The following is a 17,668-nucleotide window of genomic DNA, read 5'->3' as shown; positions in this document are numbered from 1 at the left end:
CCTAAGAAATATATGTTTCAAATGTTGTATTATTTGCAATACATTCTACCGCTTTAGCACGATCATTTGTTGATTGAAAACTGATAACTAAAATACCAAAAATATCTTCACGAGTTTCTACGATTCGTAAATTTGTAATACTTATATTATCTTTTGCCAAATAACCTGTAATCTCAGATATAACACCAGGATAATCTGGTACATCCACATATAGATCAAATACACTAAACATCGCGCCTTGCGTATTAATAGGAAGATCATCTCGTACTTTTTTAGCAACATTAAAATAATTTTCTATATCACTAGAATCCGCATATGAAAGCAGTTCTTGTAATTTAATCATTTCATTAGTCCACGCTTTCAATTGATCCGTTAATTCCTGCCGATTTTGAAGCGTTATATCCCTCCAAACAATAGGGTTGGCAGAAGCGATTCTTGTTAAATCACGAAATCCTCCTGCCGCCAGTTGTTTCGTAAATGGATATTGTTCATTCTCGAAAGACAGTTGATGCACGAGAGACGCAGCAACTAAATGAGGGAAATGACTAACTACAGCGGTCATATGGTCATGCTCTTCTGCTCCGACTTGTACTACCTTCGCTTTCGTTACCTGCAATAGATTGATCAACACTTGAACACGCTCATCAGTTTCATCTTCAAAAGGGGTTAGCAAATAATAGGCATTTTCAAACAGGATTGGTCTAGCAGCTTCCACACCACTCTTGTGAGAGCCAGCCATAGGGTGACCCCCTATAAAAGTTATGCCCTGCTCCTTTAATGATATCGCGACTTTCATAATTTCTTTTTTTGTGCTTCCTGTATCTGTAATAATCACTTGTTTCTTCAATTGCCATTTCGGTAATTCTTTCATCAAACGAATCGTTTCACTCACGGGAGTAGCAAAAACAATGACATCTGCAAAGGCACTACTCTCTTCTAGATTGGTCGCTATCTCATCAATGACACTAATTCTTTTCGCTGTTTTTAACGTTTGGCCATTTGCGTCATATCCAATTATTTTCACATCTTTATTGCGCTTTAAGCTTAGTGCCAAGGATCCACCTATTAATCCGAGTCCTATAATGAATACGTTTTGTTGCATTATAAAACGCCTTCCTCTTTAAGAACCTCATCAAGCTTTTCTAATAACTCACTATTTTGTTGTTCCGTTCCAATGGTAATACGTAAATACCCTTGTTTCCCTAATGCATTTCCACTTCGAACTATAAATCCGCGCTTCATCAAACCTTGGAAAACTGCATCACTATCTGCCTTCACTTCCATTAAGATAAAATTTGTTTGCGAAGGGAAATAATGCAGATTTCTTTCGTTGCAATAAGTCACGTACTGAGCTTTCCCCGCATTATTTTTCTCTTTGCATTCATTGATAAACGCTTGATCTTCTAATCCAAGAAGTGCTACCTGCTGACTTATAACCGTATTATTAAATGGCTCACGAGTTGGTTCTAGCTGAGCTATTACTGATTCCGAGCCAATAGCATATCCAATACGGAAGCTTGCCAGACCATATGCCTTAGAAAATGTACGCATTATTAAGACATTCGGATGGTTTTCTAATAATCCAAGAGAATCTTTGTAGTTACTATCTGTTATGTATTCTGTGTATGCTTCATCTAAAACAATTAATACGTCATTTGGCACTTTCTCGATAAACTGTTTCAATTTATCGCTAGGTATTAAAGTCCCTGTTGGATTGTTTGGATTACACACCCAAATAATTGCAGTATTTTCATCAATTGCTGCTAGCATGTTATTTAAATCATGTTCTCCATTTTTAGTAAGGGGTATTTCACGTACTTCTGCTCCCTCCACAACCGCATTGTGCTTGTATTGACCAAATGTTAAATCCGCCATAATAGTATTCAATCCAGGTCGTAAAATAGCTCTTGATACAATCAAAATATTTTCGTCAGATCCATTGCCAAATAATAATTGCTTTTCAGAGACGTTCAAATGATTTGCCACAGCAGCTCTTAAATTTGATGCATATCCATCTGGATAGATAGCAAAATCTATATTTGCGTTTGCAAAGTATTCTTTAACTTTTGGTGAAGCACCATAAGGATTTTCATTGGATGCAAGTTTCGTCACTTTCTCTAAGTTGAACATTTTCTTCACTTCATCGGTAGTTTTTCCAGGCTGATATGCATGTAACCCATTAATCTGTTGCTTAAATTTCATTTTAACCCCTCAATTCTATAAATTATTTAAGTAAATCTGGTCTTAATGCGACTGCATTATTTAAATAGATATGCTCGATTTGTTGTTGGTTTTTATCTGTATTTATATGCATGAGTAATCGAATACACTTTTCCAAAGCCCCTGGTACATTCATCTCGTGGGTGCACATTACCGGTACATATGCCCATCCTTCTATGCCTCGAACGGCACGTGCCGGAAATGCAGAAGTTATATCCGGCGTAGTAGAAATGATCACGGAAGCAATGTCTTCGGGTAAAATGTCATTTGATTTTGCCATTGTTTCCACAAGACGTCTTGTTTCCTGCAGAACTAAGTCATTTGAATCTGCTAATACGGTGGTTGCTCCTCTTACTCCTCTAATCATTTGTTCTCCTCCTTCACCCATTGTCGTAGCTGATTATCACAACGTTTAATCTCTTCTACCGAAACTTTCTGCATAAATGGATGCCCTATTTCTTGAAGCAATGCAAAGTGGAGTTCTCCATTCATCGATTTTTTATCTTTTTGCATAAACTTTGATAAGCTTTCAAATGAACAATGAAGCACGTGTGTAAAATTATACCCAAGTCTATTTGCTAGGTCATAAACCCTTCTTGCATAGCCCTTTTCCACATTCCCGTGAAGCTCACTTAGCATTAATGCTGGAATCATACCGATCATCACAGCTTCCCCGTGCGTGACTTGCCCATAACCTACAGAGGCCTCAATCGCATGACCATATGTATGGCCAAAATTCAAAAATTTTCGGTAAGACTGTTCTTTTTCATCCAGCTCAACAATATGCGCTTTAACACGAATTCCTTTTTCAATCCAATGCAATAATTGTTTATTTTCGATTGCCAATAGGTTTGGAAGATTAAGAAATTCATCCATCCATTTAGCATCACTGATCACTGAATGTTTGATCACTTCCGCTAATCCTGAGCGAATTTCTCCTTCTGGTAACGTTTTTAAAAAATGAAAGTCATATATTACTTCCGTAGGTTGATAGAAAGCTCCAATCATATTTTTTCCATTCGGGTGATTGATCGCAGTCTTACCCCCAACGGCACTATCATGTGCTAAGATAGTCGTTGGAATTTGGTAAAAAGGAATACCACGCATAAAGGTTGCTGCTACAAACCCAGTCAAATCCCCAACTGCTCCTCCCCCTAATGCCAGAAGCGCAGAATTTCTAGAACAATTTGCATCTAACAAAAATGATTGGACTTGATAATAGGATTCAAATGTTTTGCAGGATTCACCATTAGGAACAATATAAATTTTAAATGGTAGCGTAAAATTACTGCGGACATATTCCTCATGTAAACTCCACACATGTTCATCTGTAATTATGACCAATTGATCATATTTGGATAATTTATCTGTTTCTCTACTACAAAAGGATTGTAGAATATTTTCTCCTAGATAAACTTCATAGACGGAGTCTTTTGTTTTTACTTGGATAGACATCAATTAAAACCCCTTTGTATAAGCTCTATGACTCTCTATATCTGCAAGTAATGTTTCTAGTTTATCTCCATGAAAAGTATCTAGAACCGCTTGTGCAATTTCCCAAGCAATAACAGCTTCTGCAACTACTGAAGCTGCTGGTACCGCACAGCTATCAGACCTTTCAATACTTGCTTTAAACGGCTCCTTCGTATCAATATCAACACTTTGAAGTGGCTTATAAAGCGTAGGAATTGGTTTCATCACACCACGTACTACAATTGGCATTCCTGTGGACATGCCGCCTTCTAGACCCCCTAGACGGTTTGTATCACGTGTATACCCCTTATCTGCACTCCAAGAAATCTGATCATGAACTTGGCTTCCAAAAAGATTAGCCATTTCGAATCCCAACCCTACTTCTACTCCTTTAAATGCATTGATACTCATCATCGCCATTGCGAGTTTACCGTCTAGTTTACGATCATAATGGACGTAACTTCCAACTCCAGCTGGCATCCCAGAAACAATTACTTCTACTACTCCACCAATTGTATCTCCTGCTTTTTTGGCATTATCAATAGCTTCTACCATTTGTGCAGAGGCTTGAGGATCTAAACAATAAACAGGATCATCTTCTACAATTGTACGGATTTCTTCTATTGTCTTTCCATTAGCCAAATCCAAATTAGCTTCAATCCCACCAATTTTCGTAACATGAGCCACAATAGTTATTCCTAGTTTGCTTAACAACTCTTTTGCAACGGCTCCTACTGCCACTCTTACAGTAGTTTCTCGTGCGGAGGAACGCTCCAGAACATTACGTAAATCACGATGACCATATTTCATACCACCAACTAAATCGGCGTGTCCTGGACGTGGTCTAGTGATTTGTCTTTTAATATCCTCTGGATCGATTTCATCTCCAAGCGGTTCAATTCCCATAATGTTTGTCCAGTGCTTCCAATCATCATTGTTTACAACTAGACAAACTGGAGAGCCTAACGTTTTCCCATGACGTACACCTGATGTTATAGCTACTGTATCTTTTTCAATTTGCATACGTCTTCCACGACCATGTCCACCCTGTCGACGTTTTAACTCTTTATTTATCATTTCACTCGTTATTTCCAATTGCGCTGGTAATCCTTCAATAATCGCTGTTAGTTGTGGTCCATGTGACTCACCTGCAGTTAAGTATCTCACAACACTTTCCTCCTTCAACTCGCTAAAGTATTTGTTTATCACTATATCAAAATTTTGGTGCCATGTATAGAAGAAAAGCGCAAGAGCCTACGAAAGCCTCTTACACAAACAAAAACCACTGAAGTTCTTCCATCCTCATTAATCGATTATCATGATCGATTAACGCTTCACTTCCTGTATTACTTAATTTATGGAACCTATTAACCTTTATCTTTGCTTAGAAGAAAACTGCCCGAAATGCATCGGACAGTTCCACTTATTTTTTCCGATAGAAAAAGGTGTCTTCGGTTTCAAACCCGTACTTACCTGGATTGAATATCTGTTCTGTACTACCGACGAATAGAATTCCTCCAGGTCGCAGAGAATCACTAAAGTTTTGATAAATTTGATCTTTTGCAGCTTCTGTAAAGTAAATCATGACGTTACGACAAACAATCAAATCGAAATTTTTATCATATGTATCTTTCAATAGGTTATGTTTTTTAAATGTGACGGTCTTTTTAACGGAATCACTTATCTTATAAAATGGTGTTTGTGTCTCAAAGTACTTATTTTTAATGTCAATTGGTACCTCAGCTAGTGAACGTTCTGGGTAAATACCAACTTTTGCACGTTGAATTGCATTTTCATCTAAATCTGTTGCATGTATGGCAATTTGAGATAAAGGAACATGATTGGACAAAACCATCGCAATGGTATAAGGCTCTTCACCAGTAGAGCATGCGGCACTCCAAATTTTCAATCGTTTATTTGTTTCTAATAATTTTGGAAATATTTTAGTTTGTAATATATCCCAGCGTTTTGCGTTCCGATAAAACTCTGAAACATTAATCGTCATTCTATCTAGAAACTCATTCATCAAATCCCTGTTGGAATCAAGTGCTTGATAAAACTCAACAAAGTTTTTATAACCTTTTTTTTCATATAAAGAAGTTAGTCTGCGTCTCATCTGCGCTTCTTTATATGCTGCAAGATCAATGCCTGTTTTTTTCTTTATGGAATCCACAAATTTTATGTAATCCGGCAAAATGATTTCGCCCCTTTCTGAAAACCTTTATCTAGTATATCGTATACATAGCATTTAGAACATACTAAAAAGACTGATAAATGTGAGCATTTGCCTATTTTTTTATAAATTGAAACCGAGTGGCTCTGATATAGCTCTTTTCATCTGTTATATCTTACTTTTATAAAATAAGAAGAACCGGACAAAAAAGACACCAGTCCTTGCCATTGAATTTCCGCTCCGAGCGGACGCTTTCCGTGGGCACGCCTTCAGCCGCTTTCTTTGACTACTCTTATCATCTAAGCGAAAGGCAATGCTTAATCTTATGGTTGAGCTAGTGCTACTGATTGTAATGACTTGAGTTCAACGAAGAGGAGAATGAAGCTTGTTCACCAGACAATTTTCCATAATTTCTTAATCCTAAATAAAAAAATGGTTGTTTATGACCGAAGTCATAAACAACCATTTTCTGGATTAGTTAATCCAGTTGTTAGCATCTTTTTTATATGATACTAGCTCTTCTTGCTTGAAGAATAATCCAATTTCACGTTCAGCGCTTTCAGGAGCATCAGAACCATGAATAATGTTTTTCCCTACAGTTAATGCGAAATCTCCACGGATAGTTCCTGGAGCTGATTCTTTAGGGTTTGTTGCTCCAACTAATAAACGTGCAGTTGAAATAACATTTTCCCCTTCCCAAACCATTGCAAAAACTGGTCCAGAAGTGATGAATTCTACTAATTCCCCGAAGAATGGGCGTTCTTTATGCTCGCCGTAATGCTCTTCAGCAAGTTCAGTAGGAATTTGCATTAATTTTGCTCCAACTAATTGGAATCCTTTTGCTTCAAAACGACCTACGATTTCACCGATTAAGTTACGTTGTACGCCATCAGGTTTTACCATTAAAAATGTTTTTTCCATAGTTAACACTCCTCGAATATATATAATGGACTTATTCTCCACCGTTACAAATATTATCATTATAATTCATTATTTTCAAATTAAATTAATAGACGGTAGCTAAAGTTTAGGTTTTAAAGGCAGGTAACTGAACAAAATACCATTTAAAATTTCCTTTTACTCATAAACAATGCAATGTTTTGTAATGATTTTTTAGCGGAATTTGCCGGCAATTGCTTAACTTCATTTAGCGCTTTTTGCAAATAAAGATTACTAATTTGTTTAGCTCGATTGATGCCATCTGAGTCCCGAATTTTAGTTAACAGAATTTGTCGATTCTCGTCACTTATTGTCCCTGCTAAAATTTCTTTTAATAATGGTTCAATATCTGGATCGTTTTTAACGTATAAAACAGGCAATGTAATATTCCCCTGTGCAAGATCAGATCCAGCAGGTTTACCTAACTCCTCATCTGTAGATGTAAGATCCAAAATGTCATCTATGATTTGGAATGACATACCGACGTAATAGCCAAACCATTTCAAATGCTTGACCGTTTCCTCATCTGCTTGGGAAGCAATTGCTCCTAACTCACAGCTAGCTGAAATTAATATTGCCGTTTTCCGTTTAATCCGGCGTAAGTAGTCACGAACTGTTTGTTCTAAATAGTGCTTATCCTCAATTTGAATAATTTCCCCAATACAAAGTTCTACCATCGTATGAGATAACACTTCATGTGCATATGTATTTTGTAAATCTGTTATGTATTCAATTGCATTGGCAAAAAGAAAGTCTCCTGTATACATTGCGACCCGATTATTCCATTGTGCCTTCACCGTTTCTCTGCCTCGTCTAGTTTCTGCATCGTCTATTACATCATCATGGACGAGGGAAGCCATATGAATGAGTTCAACTGAAACAGCTACGCTTTTTATAGAATCTATCGAATAGTTTCCAAATTTTGCTGCAAGCAACACAAAAACTGGTCTAATCCGCTTTCCTCCGGCTAATAGCAGATGAAGAGACGCCTCATTCAATAAGTGAGAAGAAGAATTTACCGCTACAGCTAATTCTTTTTCGATGATATCAAGATCCGATTTCAAATCGGAATAGAGTAACTTTAATTTCATCTTGTCCACGGTTACAACCTCACTCACTTAAATATCTTTTTTAAAGCCAATATGTCTAGCTGCCGCCCCACCGCTATATGGTTTGCTCGTTACATTGACCAAGCCCACTTTTTCGAATAGCTTAGTTAACTCAGCTCGATTTGGAAACTCTTTAGCAGACTCCTGTAACCATGAATATTCTTTATAACTTTTTGCAAAAAGTTTTCCGAATAATGGCATGATATAACGGAAATAGAATCGGAATAAACCATTAAATAATTTCGAATCTGGTGTAGACGTTTCTAAGCAAACGACCATCCCACCTGGTTTAACAACACGATTCATTTCACTTAACACTTGTGTATAATCTGGAACATTGCGTAATCCAAAACCAATCGTTACAAAATCAAAGGAATTATCTTCAAATGGCAGCTCCATAGCATTTCCTTGGATTAACTCAATTTGTGAGATATGCTTCACTTTTTCTAATCCCACATTTAACATGTTCTGACTAAAATCTAATCCCCTTACCTCACCAGTTGGCCCAGTTGCCTCCGCCAATGCAATTGTCCAGTCTGCTGTCCCGCAACATACGTCCAATGCTTTGCTTCCAGGTTTTACTTGCATAGCCTTCATCGTATCTTTACGCCATGCTTTATGTTGTTGAAAGCTAATAACCGAATTCATCGAATCATAGTTATCAGATATCTTTTCAAACACTTCATGTACATGCTGTTCTTTTGATTTTTCCACGACTTAACCTTCTCTCAACTGCTTTTCTAAGGTGCATTTCATTAACTTTTCTAGAATTATACTTTTTAATTGTTCTTCTAATAGCTCAGAGTTTTTAATCTCATCCATAAGTATGGATTCAATCTTTTCTATCTCCAACTGGAGAATATTAATATTAGCCTGTAACTGACTTGACTTACTAATATAAAATGGTTGTTCACCTTGCTCATATGCTGCAAGTTCCTTTTTTAAAGCAATGAGGAGGAGAGACTCTTTCATTACGAATACATACTCATGAAAAGAATAATACTCAAGTAATTGTTCAATGGATTGAGATTCTATGAGTTGAATGGATTGTATGAGCTGATCGAACCCATAAATTTGTCGGTCATAAAATCTTGTTTTATGTTCTGAAATAGTCGCGACACCTTCCGACAAAATCTGGATTAAGTCTAGTTGTCCATCGCTCGCTAATAGGTGATAATACTTCCCGCTGTAATAATCTCCAGCTAATACTTGTAACTGTTGATCTTTGCTAGTTGCATTCAACTCTTTTACTAAATCGTGAGCAGCTAAGGCAGAAAAGATAAGAGTTACTGCAATAGCAGACTTTCTTTGGGATTCTTCCCATTCTTCTCCATTAAAAAGTGGTAAAAGTGTAAAAAACAAACGCTCTTCATCAATGACAGGAGCCCCAGTATATTTCAACAATGTGCTTTGTTGAACTTGATGGAGAACAGCTTCTTTATATTGCTTTATATGTTGTTTGATCAATGCTTCGTTCATACACCTTACTCCATTTCCCAACCGCGCTTAATCTGTCTATATGGTTATATTAATAACTACTTTTTAGAATCGGATTGTATAATTCCATTCGATGAATGAATGGATGCTTTTCCTCTAATTTTTATAGCTGATGTATGTTCTGTAAACTGAGCAATCATTACTTCGCCACTATCCAGTTTTTCAGAATGATGAAATTTAGTATCCGTTCCTCTTGTAAGACCAATTACATGAACTCCATCTTCTTCAGCTTTTATCACAATATAATCTGAACTAGACATTTTATAGTCTCCTTTGTTCACAGTCTTTTTCCATCATACCATATTCTAAAGCCGACATCCAAAGGTGTTACTTCATCTTTATGAATGAAAGTATTTCTGAGCGTTTAACATCATCTGTTTCTAAAATTCCACGCGCTACCGCAGTAATTGTTTTGGCACCAGGTTTTTTAATACCTCGCATCGTCATACACATATGCTCTGCTTCCACTACTACATAAACTCCATGCGGATTTAACATTTGCATTATATCATCTGCAACGCTTGAAGTGATTCTTTCCTGTAGTTGAGGACGTCTCGCGGTTGTTTCGACAGCTCTGGCAAGTTTACTCAAACCAGTAACTACACCATTTCGAGGAATATATGCCACATGTGCTTTTCCGTAGAAAGGAACTAAATGATGTTCACACATGGAGTAAAATGGTATGTCCTTCACTAAAACTAACTCTTCATGATCTTCGTTAAATACGGTTTTAAAATATTCTTTTGGATCTTGATGTAAGCCTTCGAACATTTCTGCGTACATTTTAGAAACTCTTTTAGGTGTATCCAACAATCCTTCTCTGTTAGGATCCTCACCAACTGCTTCTAAAATCATTTTGACCGCTTCTTCTATTTTGTTCAGATCGACATTTGTCATCTGTAGACCCCCTAAAACTATGTATTATACCAATTGCATCTTAGCATATGAAATGCTTATAATAAATAAATTTATCCCGGTCGCTCTATCATTTTCAAATATTTGTATATTAGATTTCTTTAAATTATTTAAATTTCTTTTAGAAGTTATCGAACAATCATAGATTAGCATTTAATTGAAAAGAACGGTTACCGTGAAGCAAGCTCCACAATAACCGTTCTATGTACTACAACATCAGTTATTTAACTGCGTCTTTAAGTGCTTTACCTGGTTTAAACGCAGGTACTTTGCTTGCAGCGATGTCGATTTCTTCACCTGTTTGTGGGTTACGTCCTTTACGTGCAGCACGTTCACGAACTTCAAAGTTTCCGAAACCAATCAATTGAACTTTTTCGCCATCTGCAAGAGCAGTTTGAATTGATTCAAATACAGCTTCAACAGCTTTAGAAGCGTCTTTTTTAGAAAGTTCTGTAGCTTCTGCAACAGAGTTAACTAGTTCTGTTTTATTCATACCATTCACCTCCTCTCAAAGGAAGATAGCTTCAATCCTGTAAAAAGAGTATCACAACAGAAAAACCTACGCAACACTATTTGCACGAGTTTCGCTAAGTTTCCTCAAAAAAAGGGCAATTTAACGCAATAACAGGACTTTTTGCATAGTCGCAAAAAGTCCTGTGTTGGATTTACAATATAAATGTGACCATCCCTCGATCACCTTCATTAACCATTCTTTCAATCGTTTCTCGCATTCTTTTCTTCGCAACATCAGAAACACTCTCTGTTTTGTATCGCAAACTTTCTTTTAAAACTTCGACTAGGGAAGTACCAAAAACCTGCGTTTGCCATAAAGCATCTCTGTCATGTAAAAAACCATGTTTTAAATCTTTTAATAATTGCTGACTATGAAACTCTGACCCTATTAATGGAGCAAATTCTGCTTCCATATCCACTCGAATAATATGGAGAGATGCGGCTTTTGCTTTTAAACTGACACCATAGAAATTATTCTGTTTAATAATTTCTGGTGCAGTCGGCTGAAAATCTTGTATAGTTGGTAATGATACGCCGTAGCCATGTTTCTTTGCAGCTTCTAGAGCTTCTGAGAATTTATTGTAAGCCTTTTTAGCAGTAGAGGCCTCTTTTACGAATAACAGCCAGTCTTTTTTCGATTCAATAGGCTCATCTAGCCACTCATCACAAACCTCTTGAAATACTTCGGGTTTTAAGCCAATTTGTATACATGCCGATCCTCTGCCAGGGTTAGCCTCAACCACTTCTGCAGATTGTATAAAAGGAACTTGCTTAAATCTAGAAGCTAATTCCTTTACGTCTTTCATTTTGGATACTAATTGTAGCCACTCCTGTAACGAGGAAGTGATTGCATTATTGACAAAATGATCTGGTTCTAATACATCTGTCCAATCAGGCTTAACTAATTCAATATCAGTGATCGGAAATTCATAGAGTGCTTGTTGGAGTATGTATTGAATTTCCTCAGCAGTCATGCGATCAACGGCAGTTGCAATTACTGGAACCTCATGTTGTCTTTGTAATTCTTCACTTAGTTGAATTGTTTCTAAATGACCTGGATTTTTGCTGTTTAGAACGATAACAAATGGTTTACCAATTTCCTTCAATTGGGTAATTATTTGTTGTTCAGCACTTTCAACGGCCATTCGAGGAATATTATTAACAGATCCATCTGTCGTAACAACAATTCCAATTGTAGAGTGATCTCTAATTACTTTGTCTGTCCCAATCCTAGCAGCTTCCTCAAAAGGTATTGCTTCGCTATGCCATGGGGTGTGCACCAACTTTTGACCTTCTTCACCAGAATGTGTTTTAATGCCGTCAATCATGTAACCGACGCAATCTACCAGTCTGATTTGTAAGCGTAGCTGGTCTTCTCCTAGATGTATATTTGTCCCGTGTGCTGGCACAAATTTAGGCTCAGCTGTCATAATCACATTACCTGGTGAACTTTGCGGCAATTCATCTTGTGCACGTAGACGCTCGGCCTCTTCTTGAATATTAGGAATTACTACTAGCTCCATTACTCGTTTTACAAAAGTCGATTTACCTACTCGGACAGGGCCAACTACACCAATATACACATCACCATTCGTTCTTTCTGCTATCTGTTCATACAGTTTACTCGACATGGATACTCTCCTTTCTTAGCAATTTAATATATGCACAAAAAAAACGTTTCATGCATATTGCACGAAACGTCTTTTTACAAAGATTAAGAAAGTAAATATGTAACAAGCATTAGGAAACATAATAATTCAACAAATTATAGCGCTTTTTTTCTTTTAGGCAGAGGTCTCCTGTTAAATCACGAAACGTAGAAATCTGTTTCTAGGAGAGCAACGGATAAACAAACGCATAAAACAGATGCCGGTCATGACGTCCGTCACAACCAACCTCTGTTAAACTACTCTATTCAAAGATCTTTGAAAACGATAGAAAAAGGAATTATCTTAAAAGAAACAATACCTTTTAGCCCTATTTTTATTATTTATTCATCATAAAAACAGGTTCATTCTTTTCATTTACCGTATAAGGCAGAGAGTATGCTGGCACAATAGCAAATTTGTCCGTTAACAAAAACCGAATATCATCTCCAGGCTCTATTTTCTTATCAGATTCCTGAAGTAGTCTATTCAATTCGATGGAGTAATCTACATAGACTTCCCCATCACCAGTAGCCACTATAGGCAACTGAGTATCAGAATATGGGCTTTGAACAGTTAACTCGCTGTCATAACCCATTTTTTTGAAATCTAGCTTATATACGCCATCTACAATCGTTTCAGCTATAGGACCAAATCCATTTATACTCTTTCGATGGTTAATATCACGCAACGTATCTGCAATACGTAGGTCTACTAACTTAACCGTAGGATTCTCTTCTACATCCATGAGTACATATTGATAGATCCCCCCAGCCTCATAAGAATTGGCAGGAGCTTTTCCAAGCTTTGATGGAATAATTTTGCTAAAATCGATTGGGTATTTAATATATTGATCTGTTTCCATATCACGCGTTTTTATCGGCAAAAGACCACCGGAATCTTTTTGAAAACTGTCAACAGCAGTTTGAACTGCAGTTAGTTGGTCCTCATATGGCAATAAATTTTCAGGCTCATAACCACTTTTATAACCGCATCCTGCTAAGAAAACTGTTATCATAATGAACACAGCAATAAGTTTAAAGTTTTTCATAGGAATCTCCTTACTAAGCCTTAGTTGGGTTAGATATAATATAGATCATCGTAATGAAACCTATAAACAATAATATGTAAGCGATCAAACCTAATATAAATTTCAATAATTTATTCTTTAGTTTTGTCTTTACAAAAAACATAAAAGCCATAGCTAAAAACATACAACCCATAGATCCAAACGATATCCACATTTTATCCATTGATGAAACTAATAACACCACAACAACTTCCACACCTTTCTACAATAAAAAAGTATAACATACTAGAATTGAGCAAGCGCCTATATAATTCTGACAAAGGGCTTCTGTAACATACATTGTACAGGAGCTAGACAGAGTATAACAAAAAGTTCAGAAGGAACATGGAAAAGAAGCTTTAATAAAAATAATATTTCTAGTATACAGTCAAAAAAGAGTTGTTTTTAACAACAACTCTTTCCATTTGTGACAATTTTAGAACGTTTTATAATCTTCTAACTCATGCTTCTTTGTACGATGCATAAGGATGTCTACAGCCTCTTTAGGATTGACCTGTTCAAATAAGACAGAATACAGAGCTTTAGTAATAGGCATGTCCACTTGTTGCTTTGTAGCTAGTTGATATGCTGCTTTTGTAGTACGCACACCTTCTACAACCATACCCATCTCTTCTAACACTGTATTAAGTGTAGCTCCCTTACCTAACATATTACCAGCACGCCAATTCCTAGAATGCACACTAGTGCAGGTTACGATTAAATCACCCATACCTGTTAATCCAGAGAACGTGTAAGGTTGAGCACCTAGACTAATACCTAAACGGGATATTTCAGCTAGACCTCTCGTAATGAGTGCAGCTTTTGCATTGTCACCGTAACCTAATCCATCTACTATCCCAGCGGCTAAAGCAATTACATTTTTGAGTGCTGCTCCAATTTCTACGCCAATAACATCGTCGTTAGTATAGACACGGAAAGATTTGTTCATAAACAAATCTTGAACCTTTTCGGCAGCAACCATATTTTCACTTGCAACTGTTATCGTTGTTGGATGCTTTAAGACAACCTCTTCTGCATGACTAGGCCCAGACAATACAACGATTGCTTCTGTAACATCCTCTGACAGTTCTTCCGCAATCATTTCTGATATTCTTTTTAAGGAATCAGGTTCAATACCTTTCGAAACATGTACAAATAGCTTCTTTTCAGCTAAGAAAGGTAGCATATTTTGGCAAACTTCTCTAATAGCTTTAGTGGGAACAGCAATGACAATAACATTTGCATGTTGAATCGCTTGCTGAAAGTCACTAGTAGCCTTTAAATTAGTCGGTAAAATAGTCTCAGGTAAATATTTTTTATTGGTATGATTTGTAGTTATTTCTGTTGCCTGGTCCTCTCTATGGGACCACAGTAAACAGTCATGTTCATTGTTTGCAAGAACCATAGCTAGTGCTGTTCCCCAGCTTCCTGCACCCAATACAGTTACTTTTTCCATCGCTATTTCGCTCCTTTAAAACTAATAGGATTAAGTTCTTGCACGCGTAATAATACGAATTGGAGTTCCTTCAAAGTCAAAGGATTCTCTAATACGATTTTCTAAAAATCTTACATAAGAAAAATGCATCATCTCAGGTTCATTAACAAATACCACGAAAGTTGGTGGTTTGATAGCCACTTGAGTTGCATAGTAAATACGCAGACGTTTCCCTTTATCAGTTGGAGCCGGATTTCTTGCAACAGAATCTTCTATAACTTCATTCAGAACAGATGACTGAACACGCATTGCATGATTTTCACTTACTTGATTGATAACTGGTAGAAGTGCATGAACACGTTGCTTTGTTTTAGCTGAAACGAAAACAATCGGAGCATAATCCAAGAATAGGAAATGATCTCTAATTTTCTTTGTCATTACATTCATCGTTTTATCGTCTTTTTCAATAGCATCCCATTTGTTCATCACGATAATAACTGCCTTACCAGCTTCATGAGCGTAACCAGCAATTTTTTTATCTTGTTCTTGAATACCTTCTTCAGCATTCAGAACAACTAAAACAACGTCAGAACGTTCAATCGCCTTTAATGCACGTAAAACACTGTATTTCTCAGTTGTTTCATATACTTTCCCTTTTTTACGCATACCTGCTGTATCAATCATTACGTATTCTTGACCATCAAAAGAGTATTCCGTATCAATCGCATCTCTTGTTGTCCCAGCGATTTCACTTACGATTACACGATCATGTCCCAAAAATGCGTTGACCAAAGAAGATTTCCCTACATTAGGACGCCCAATTAGAGAAAACTTAATAACTTCTTCCCCGTAGTCTACATCTTCTACATCTGGGAAGTTTTTCGCTACTTCATCTAGTAAATCTCCTAGACCAAGTCCATGAGAACCTGAGATTGGGAAAGGTTCTCCCAGTCCTAAAGCGTAAAAGTCATAAAGCATTTCACGCATATCCGGATTGTCTATTTTGTTAACAGCTAAAACGATTGGTTTTTTCGTTTTATATAAAATTTTTGCAACATATTCATCTGCTGCTGTAATTCCTTCGCGACCGTTAGTTAAGAAGATGATTACATCTGCTTCATCCATCGCTATTTCTGCTTGTTGCTTAATTTGTTCTAAAAACGGTTCGTCGCTAAGTTCTATACCACCTGTATCAATGATATTAAATTCATTTGTTAACCAATCGGCAGAACTATATATACGATCACGTGTAATACCTGGAATATCTTCCACGATAGATACACGCTCTCCTACGATTCGATTAAATATAGTCGATTTGCCGACATTAGGCCTACCAACGATTGCTACTACTGGTTTTGTCATTACTTTTTCATCCTTCCAACTTCGTCTATGTTGTATTATACAACAAAAAGACAAAAACAGGCGACTTTATTGAAGTCACCTGTTTAAGATCGTATATTATGTTAGTTATTATTAGTGAAGCCTTTCAGCTTGTCTCCTAATACATCACTTATAGAAAACCCACGTGATTCTTCTGGCATTTGATAATCTTCTATGTTGTATTTATCTTCATTTTCAAGTAATTCTTTAATACTTAAGGAGAGACGTTTTTCAGCACTATTAACATCTAGTACTTTAACTTGTACTTCTTCGCCCTCTTTTAAAACTTCTTGTGGATTGCTAATATGCTTATGTGCAATTTGCGAAATGTGCACTAAACCTTCAACTCCTGGGAATACTTCTACGAATGCACCGTATGAAACTAGACGCTTCACTTTCCCAGTAAGTGTTGCTCCTTTTGCAACTTTTTCTTCTACCACAGACCAAGGACCAGGCAGTGTATCTTTGATGGATAAAGAAATTCTTTCGGCATCGCGATCGATCGATAATACTTTTACTTTAACTTCTTGCCCTTCGGTTAAAACGTCCGTAACATTGTCTAAGTGCTCGTACGAAATTTGTGAAATATGAACAAGTCCATCTACTCCACCTATATCGACAAATGCGCCAAACGAAGCTAAACGTTGTACTGTACCCGTCAAAATATCCCCACTTTTAATGGACTCAAATGTTTGTTGTTTGCTAACAGATTTTTCAGCTTCAACAACTGCTTTATGGGACAGGATAAGTCTATTTTTCTCTTTTTCAAGTTCTACAATTTTAAAGGTCATTACCTTCCCTTTATAATCTTCAAAGGATTCTACAAAATGATCCTCTATTAGGGAAGCAGGTATAAATCCACGGACACCTAAATCTACTACTAATCCGCCTTTTACAACTTCTTTTACTTCTGTTTCAATTATTTCTCCAGATTGGAATTGTTTTTCTAATCTATCCCAAGCTTTTTCTGCATCTACTCTTCTTTTAGAAAGGACAAAGTTAGCTTCTTCCACTTTGGTAATCATTAGCTCTAATTCGTCACCTATGGAAACGGAGTCGGATGCTTTTTCAATATGCAAGCTAGATAGTTCGCTTATAGGTACTATCCCGTCAAAAGGTGCTCCTTCAATTGTTACAATGATAGACTTTTCATCTACTTGTGCAACCGTTGCTTTTACTAGTTCACCCTCTTTAAACTCATTCGTGTCGTTTAAGTTCATTTCTTCAGACATATGATATTCCTCCTTCACAGCGTTTCTATTCTATTTTATGCGAACTGATACAGAATTACAAAAGGAA

Annotated in this window: 19 protein-coding genes; all 19 read right to left on the bottom strand. The window is 36.7% G+C overall.

Features of this window, described 5'->3' with window-relative positions; all coding sequences use genetic code 11:
- Nucleotide 1 precedes the first annotated feature (1 nt).
- Nucleotides 2-1,102: a prephenate dehydrogenase gene (locus tag MKX39_RS07525; RefSeq protein ID WP_093534741.1), complete on the bottom strand. Its 1,101-nt coding sequence runs from the start codon at nt 1,100-1,102 to the stop codon at nt 2-4.
- On the bottom strand, nt 1,102-2,202 hold the full coding sequence (gene hisC, locus MKX39_RS07520; RefSeq protein ID WP_093534743.1) for a histidinol-phosphate transaminase: 1,101 nt from the start codon (nt 2,200-2,202) through the stop codon (nt 1,102-1,104). The genes MKX39_RS07525 and hisC overlap by 1 nt, the downstream gene beginning before the upstream one ends.
- Nucleotides 2,203-2,224: 22 nt before the next feature.
- Nucleotides 2,225-2,587 (bottom strand): chorismate mutase, encoded by a 363-nt coding sequence (gene aroH / locus MKX39_RS07515; protein ID WP_093534745.1) that lies wholly within the window; start codon nt 2,585-2,587, stop codon nt 2,225-2,227.
- Entirely contained in the window at nt 2,584-3,675 is a 1,092-nt protein-coding gene (aroB, locus tag MKX39_RS07510; protein ID WP_340768968.1) for a 3-dehydroquinate synthase, read from the bottom strand. Before aroB ends, aroH begins: the two co-directional genes overlap by 4 nt.
- Before the next feature lie 3 nt (nt 3,676-3,678).
- Nucleotides 3,679-4,860: a chorismate synthase gene (aroC, locus tag MKX39_RS07505; protein WP_093534749.1), complete on the bottom strand. Its 1,182-nt coding sequence runs from the start codon at nt 4,858-4,860 to the stop codon at nt 3,679-3,681.
- 256 nt (nt 4,861-5,116) lie between these two features.
- Nucleotides 5,117-5,887, bottom strand: coding sequence for a CheR family methyltransferase (locus MKX39_RS07500; RefSeq protein WP_093534751.1), 771 nt, complete (start codon nt 5,885-5,887; stop codon nt 5,117-5,119).
- Between the two features lie 453 nt (nt 5,888-6,340).
- Nucleotides 6,341-6,787 carry a nucleoside-diphosphate kinase gene (gene ndk, locus MKX39_RS07495; protein ID WP_093534753.1) on the bottom strand — a complete coding sequence of 149 codons (447 nt, stop codon included), beginning with the start codon at nt 6,785-6,787 and terminating at the stop codon, nt 6,341-6,343.
- A gap of 143 nt (nt 6,788-6,930) precedes the next feature.
- Nucleotides 6,931-7,896, bottom strand: a complete 966-nt coding sequence (hepT, locus tag MKX39_RS07490; protein WP_340764434.1) for a heptaprenyl diphosphate synthase component II — start codon at nt 7,894-7,896, stop codon at nt 6,931-6,933.
- Between the two features lie 27 nt (nt 7,897-7,923).
- On the bottom strand, nt 7,924-8,628 hold the full coding sequence (locus tag MKX39_RS07485; protein ID WP_093534755.1) for a demethylmenaquinone methyltransferase: 705 nt from the start codon (nt 8,626-8,628) through the stop codon (nt 7,924-7,926).
- Nucleotides 8,629-8,631: 3 nt separating this feature from the next.
- Entirely contained in the window at nt 8,632-9,393 is a 762-nt protein-coding gene (locus MKX39_RS07480) for a heptaprenyl diphosphate synthase component 1 (RefSeq protein ID WP_340762083.1), read from the bottom strand.
- A 56-nt stretch (nt 9,394-9,449) separates the two neighbouring features.
- Nucleotides 9,450-9,671 carry a trp RNA-binding attenuation protein MtrB gene (mtrB, locus tag MKX39_RS07475; RefSeq protein ID WP_093534759.1) on the bottom strand — a complete coding sequence of 74 codons (222 nt, stop codon included), beginning with the start codon at nt 9,669-9,671 and terminating at the stop codon, nt 9,450-9,452.
- Between the two features lie 67 nt (nt 9,672-9,738).
- Nucleotides 9,739-10,308, bottom strand: a complete 570-nt coding sequence (folE, locus tag MKX39_RS07470) for a GTP cyclohydrolase I FolE (protein WP_093534761.1) — start codon at nt 10,306-10,308, stop codon at nt 9,739-9,741.
- A 238-nt stretch (nt 10,309-10,546) separates the two neighbouring features.
- Nucleotides 10,547-10,819, bottom strand: coding sequence for an HU family DNA-binding protein (locus MKX39_RS07465; RefSeq protein WP_093534763.1), 273 nt, complete (start codon nt 10,817-10,819; stop codon nt 10,547-10,549).
- Nucleotides 10,820-10,991: 172 nt separating this feature from the next.
- Nucleotides 10,992-12,470 (bottom strand): stage IV sporulation protein A, encoded by a 1,479-nt coding sequence (gene spoIVA / locus MKX39_RS07460; protein ID WP_093534765.1) that lies wholly within the window; start codon nt 12,468-12,470, stop codon nt 10,992-10,994.
- Nucleotides 12,471-12,825: 355 nt separating this feature from the next.
- Nucleotides 12,826-13,536 carry an LptM family lipoprotein gene (locus tag MKX39_RS07455; protein WP_340762082.1) on the bottom strand — a complete coding sequence of 237 codons (711 nt, stop codon included), beginning with the start codon at nt 13,534-13,536 and terminating at the stop codon, nt 12,826-12,828.
- Between the two features lie 13 nt (nt 13,537-13,549).
- The gene (locus MKX39_RS07450) at nt 13,550-13,729 is read right to left on the bottom strand and encodes a DUF2768 family protein (RefSeq protein ID WP_340764432.1); all 180 of its coding nucleotides are present in this window, start codon (nt 13,727-13,729) and stop codon (nt 13,550-13,552) included.
- 261 nt (nt 13,730-13,990) lie between these two features.
- The gene (locus tag MKX39_RS07445) at nt 13,991-15,010 is read right to left on the bottom strand and encodes an NAD(P)H-dependent glycerol-3-phosphate dehydrogenase (RefSeq protein ID WP_093534769.1); all 1,020 of its coding nucleotides are present in this window, start codon (nt 15,008-15,010) and stop codon (nt 13,991-13,993) included.
- A 30-nt stretch (nt 15,011-15,040) separates the two neighbouring features.
- Entirely contained in the window at nt 15,041-16,351 is a 1,311-nt protein-coding gene (gene der, locus MKX39_RS07440) for a ribosome biogenesis GTPase Der (protein ID WP_340768967.1), read from the bottom strand.
- A 101-nt stretch (nt 16,352-16,452) separates the two neighbouring features.
- Nucleotides 16,453-17,601: a 30S ribosomal protein S1 gene (gene rpsA, locus MKX39_RS07435; RefSeq protein WP_093534773.1), complete on the bottom strand. Its 1,149-nt coding sequence runs from the start codon at nt 17,599-17,601 to the stop codon at nt 16,453-16,455.
- Nucleotides 17,602-17,668 lie beyond the last annotated feature (67 nt).

Source organism: Psychrobacillus sp. FSL K6-1464 (assembly GCF_038003145.1).
GTDB classification, from domain to species: Bacteria; Bacillota; Bacilli; order Bacillales_A; family Planococcaceae; genus Psychrobacillus; species Psychrobacillus psychrotolerans.
The sequence above is the reverse complement of the archived record's forward strand: the minus strand, read 5'-3'. Positions and strand labels throughout refer to the sequence as shown.

Coding starts and splice junctions, on each gene's coding strand:
- MKX39_RS07525 (WP_093534741.1), bottom strand. CDS start 1,102: ATGCAACAAAACGTATTCATTATAGGACTCGGATTAATAGGTGGATCC.
- hisC (WP_093534743.1), bottom strand. CDS start 2,202: ATGAAATTTAAGCAACAGATTAATGGGTTACATGCATATCAGCCTGGA.
- aroH (WP_093534745.1), bottom strand. CDS start 2,587: ATGATTAGAGGAGTAAGAGGAGCAACCACCGTATTAGCAGATTCAAAT.
- aroB (WP_340768968.1), bottom strand. CDS start 3,675: ATGTCTATCCAAGTAAAAACAAAAGACTCCGTCTATGAAGTTTATCTA.
- ndk (WP_093534753.1), bottom strand. CDS start 6,787: ATGGAAAAAACATTTTTAATGGTAAAACCTGATGGCGTACAACGTAAC.
- hepT (WP_340764434.1), bottom strand. CDS start 7,896: ATGAAATTAAAGTTACTCTATTCCGATTTGAAATCGGATCTTGATATC.
- MKX39_RS07480 (WP_340762083.1), bottom strand. CDS start 9,393: ATGAACGAAGCATTGATCAAACAACATATAAAGCAATATAAAGAAGCT.
- mtrB (WP_093534759.1), bottom strand. CDS start 9,671: ATGTCTAGTTCAGATTATATTGTGATAAAAGCTGAAGAAGATGGAGTT.
- folE (WP_093534761.1), bottom strand. CDS start 10,308: ATGACAAATGTCGATCTGAACAAAATAGAAGAAGCGGTCAAAATGATT.
- MKX39_RS07465 (WP_093534763.1), bottom strand. CDS start 10,819: ATGAATAAAACAGAACTAGTTAACTCTGTTGCAGAAGCTACAGAACTT.
- spoIVA (WP_093534765.1), bottom strand. CDS start 12,470: ATGTCGAGTAAACTGTATGAACAGATAGCAGAAAGAACGAATGGTGAT.
- MKX39_RS07455 (WP_340762082.1), bottom strand. CDS start 13,536: ATGAAAAACTTTAAACTTATTGCTGTGTTCATTATGATAACAGTTTTC.
- MKX39_RS07450 (WP_340764432.1), bottom strand. CDS start 13,729: ATGTGGATATCGTTTGGATCTATGGGTTGTATGTTTTTAGCTATGGCT.
- MKX39_RS07445 (WP_093534769.1), bottom strand. CDS start 15,010: ATGGAAAAAGTAACTGTATTGGGTGCAGGAAGCTGGGGAACAGCACTA.
- der (WP_340768967.1), bottom strand. CDS start 16,351: ATGACAAAACCAGTAGTAGCAATCGTTGGTAGGCCTAATGTCGGCAAA.
- rpsA (WP_093534773.1), bottom strand. CDS start 17,601: ATGTCTGAAGAAATGAACTTAAACGACACGAATGAGTTTAAAGAGGGT.